The organism is Streptomyces sp. NPDC058459, from assembly GCF_042721685.1.
Lineage (GTDB): Bacteria > Actinomycetota > Actinomycetes > Streptomycetales > Streptomycetaceae > Streptomyces.
In genome coordinates this window covers 1-2,911 of sequence record NZ_JBHXLV010000369.1, presented here as the reverse complement: position 1 = coordinate 2,911, position 2,911 = coordinate 1, and the positions used below count along the sequence as shown (strand labels likewise).

Annotated in this window: 4 protein-coding genes and 1 pseudogene; 3 read left to right on the top strand and 2 right to left on the bottom strand. The window is 72.3% G+C overall.

The features are described from left to right. Positions 1 to 454, top strand: a pseudogene (locus ACFWN1_RS32655) (hypothetical protein); the annotation flags it as partial. On the opposite strand, the gene ACFWN1_RS32650 reads toward ACFWN1_RS32655, so the two are convergent. Next, positions 390 to 863, bottom strand: a complete 474-nt coding sequence (locus ACFWN1_RS32650) for a universal stress protein (protein ID WP_384370184.1) — start codon at positions 861 to 863, stop codon at positions 390 to 392. The pseudogene ACFWN1_RS32655 and the gene ACFWN1_RS32650 overlap by 65 nt on opposite strands. Positions 864 to 1,002: 139 nt before the next feature. On the opposite strand from ACFWN1_RS32650, the gene ACFWN1_RS32645 reads away from it, so the two are divergent. Next, positions 1,003 to 1,839 (top strand): polysaccharide deacetylase family protein, encoded by an 837-nt coding sequence (locus tag ACFWN1_RS32645; RefSeq protein ID WP_384370181.1) that lies wholly within the window; start codon positions 1,003 to 1,005, stop codon positions 1,837 to 1,839. Positions 1,840 to 1,871: 32 nt separating this feature from the next. Here ACFWN1_RS32645 and ACFWN1_RS32640 read toward each other — a convergent pair whose 3' ends face one another. Beyond that, positions 1,872 to 2,555, bottom strand: coding sequence for a class F sortase (locus ACFWN1_RS32640; protein WP_384370178.1), 684 nt, complete (start codon positions 2,553 to 2,555; stop codon positions 1,872 to 1,874). Between the two features lie 31 nt (positions 2,556 to 2,586). On the opposite strand from ACFWN1_RS32640, the gene ACFWN1_RS32635 reads away from it, so the two are divergent. Further along, the gene (locus ACFWN1_RS32635; protein WP_384370175.1) at positions 2,587 to 2,724 is read left to right on the top strand and encodes a hypothetical protein; all 138 of its coding nucleotides are present in this window, start codon (positions 2,587 to 2,589) and stop codon (positions 2,722 to 2,724) included. The last annotated feature ends 187 nt before the right edge of the window (positions 2,725 to 2,911 follow it).

Below are 2,911 nucleotides of genomic sequence, written 5' to 3'. Positions count from 1 at the left end.
GGTCCGACAACCACTCCCTCGCAGGCGACTTGACCTGCCCCATCCTCGCCACACCACAACCAACGAGCACAAGACATCTAAGTCACCGGCATTGGGCCTAGCCCTCGTCCGGCCCGGCGTGCCCGGCCTGGTCCTCGTCATGGCGGTCGAGCTGTGCCTGATCACCTGCGCGGGCGTGTTCAACCCGGTGCTCGCCGCCGAGCGGCTGGAGCGCACCCCGGACGACCGGGTGGCCCGTACACTCTCCGCCTGGTCGGTCTCCACCAGGGCCGGTACGGCCGCGCTGACCGCGCTGTGGGGCCTGGCGGCCTCGCTCACCGGCCCGCGCACGGCCATCGCCGCGGCCGGGGTGCTGCTCCTGGCGACCACGCCCGGCCTGCGGTCCCTCGCTACGGGACGACCGTCACCGGCCAGCGCCCCGCCTTCACCAGCCGGACCGCCACCGACCCGATGATCCGGTGCCCGGCCTGCTCCGAGGCGCCCACCACCACCGCGTCCGCCCTCAGCTCGTCGGCCGCCTGCACCAGACCGTTGAACGGATCGCCGCGGAAGGTGTGGAACTCCCAGCGCACCTCGAAGATGCCCCTGACCCGCTGCGCCGCCTCCCTGATCTGCGTGATCAGATCCTCGGCGATCTCGTCCGTGGCCTGCGCCACCGGCACCCCGAGCGCCGCGCCGGCCGCCAGCACCGGCTGCACGTACACCACCGCCAGCAGCGCGCCCTGCCGCCGCGCGAGACCGCCCGCGTACGCCGCCGCCCGCAGCGAGGAGTCGGAGCCGTCCACGCCGACGACGATGACCTTGGGACCGTCCGTGCCCCGCTCGAACCGGTGCCGCTCGTGCTCTGCCTGCTGTTCCGTCACGGCGGTGAGGCTATCGGAAGGAACGGTTCCGTCCACTGCGCGGGCGGGACGCGTCCGCGCTGGGCCGACCGGGTGGACCGGACCCGCCGCACCGGTGTCGGTGCGGTGCGGCGCGGGGCGGACGGGCGACTGATGGTCCATGGAGAAGGATCAGTTGTTCACCCGGCGCCGGATGCTGCTCGGCTCGGCCGCCGTCCTCGCCGCCGCAGGCGCCGGAGGCGTCCTCATGACGGGCGGCGGCGACCGTACCGCCCCTACCACCGCCGGCCTCGCCGGGCCCCAGGCCCGCCAGGCCCTCAACCCCTCCGCCTTCCGCCTCCAGCCCCTCCTCGGCCGCGGGCACCCGCAGACCGCCCCCGGCAGGCTGAAGGTGCGTCACCAGCCGATCCTGCGCCTCACCGGCAAGGGCCGGAACATGATGCTCACCTTCGACGACGGCCCCCACCCCGACTACACCCCGCACATCCTCGACACCCTCGCCAAGTACGACGTACGCGCGATGTTCTTCGTGTGCGGGGAGATGGCCGTCGACAACAAGGAACTCCTCGCCCGGATGGCAGAGGAGGGACACGTGGTCGGCAACCACACCTGGACCCACCCGCTGCTCACCGAGCTGGCCCGGGGCGACATCCGGGACGAGATCGAGCGCACCAGCGACGTCATCGAGGACGCCTACGGGGACCGCCCGCAGTGGTTCCGCGCCCCGTACGGCGCCTGGAACCGGGCCACCTTCCAGCTCGGCGCGGAACTGGGCATGGAACCGATGGCCTGGACCGTCGACACCACCGACTGGATGACCCCCGGCACCGGCACCATCGTCCGACGGGTGGAACACGGCGCCGCCCCCGGTGTCGTCATCCTCTCCCACGACGCCGGGGGCGACCGGACGCAGAGCGTCCGCGCGATCCGCGAGTACCTGCCCTATCTGCTCGACCACGGCTACCACCTCACCGTCCCGCCCCGCCGCATGAGCTGAGACGGGCCGTACGTCTCCCCGGTCGCGGTGGCTCAGGCCCCCGCGACCAGGCGGGCGAAGACGACCACGTTGCCGTCGTAGCCGTGCTGCTTGGAGAAGCCGCCACCGCAGGTGATCACCCGCAGCTCAGGGGTGCCCTTGGAGCCGTAGACGCGGTCGCCGGGGAACTTGCTCTTCTCGAAGACCTCGACCCCGTACACCTCGAACACGGCGGTCCGCCCGTCCTGCCGGCCCACCTCGACCCGGTCGCCCTTCTTCAGCGCGCCGAGGCCGTAGAAGACGGCCGGCCCCTGGGTGTTGTCGACATGGCCGACGATCACGGAGGTGCCCTTCTCACCGGGGGACACCGCGCCGGTGAACCAGCCCGCCACGTTGGAGTCCTCCGGCGGCGGCGCGCCGACCCAGCCGTCCGCGTCCAGGCCCACCGGGGTGACCGGGGCGTCGACCTGGATGGCCGGGATACGGACCCGGTCCGCGGGGGAGAACGACAGGCCGGCCGGTCCCTCCACCGCGCCGGCGGCGCTCGGCGAGACCCGTACGTCGAGGACCGGTGCGGCGGCCGCGGCGGGCTGCGGCGGGCCCACGTCGAACTCGCCGGACCCGTTCCGGATCAGCGCCACACCGGTCAGCAGCACGAGCGCCAGCACGCCCCAGGGGGCGCGCCGCTTGCGCCGCTCCTCCCGTTCGCTCCACTCCGCCAGCTCGGACGCAGACATTCGCCATCCCCTCTCGCCATCCCCTTTCGACGTGGCTGCCACCACGTTCGTCGCGCATGGGAAAACGCTAAGTCCCGCGCCGGTGACCGGCGACGGGGCGACGGGCGAACGGGTGGCCGTCCCGCTTTCCGGTGCGCCATCCGAGTTGCAGCCCGGCGAAAATTTCTGACGGGCCGTGACCTGCGGCGATAGGCGATTGTGTGGTTGTCGGATGAAGGGTCCGGTCACTAGGACGGACCATTCTCGACATGCGGGCGTGTTCCTTGCGCCTGAGGGTTCAGTCGGGAGGTGCTTTCTCGCCGATCGACCGGGGACCGGCCCCGGCGTGCCTCTCGCGGAGGAACACATGCGTAACC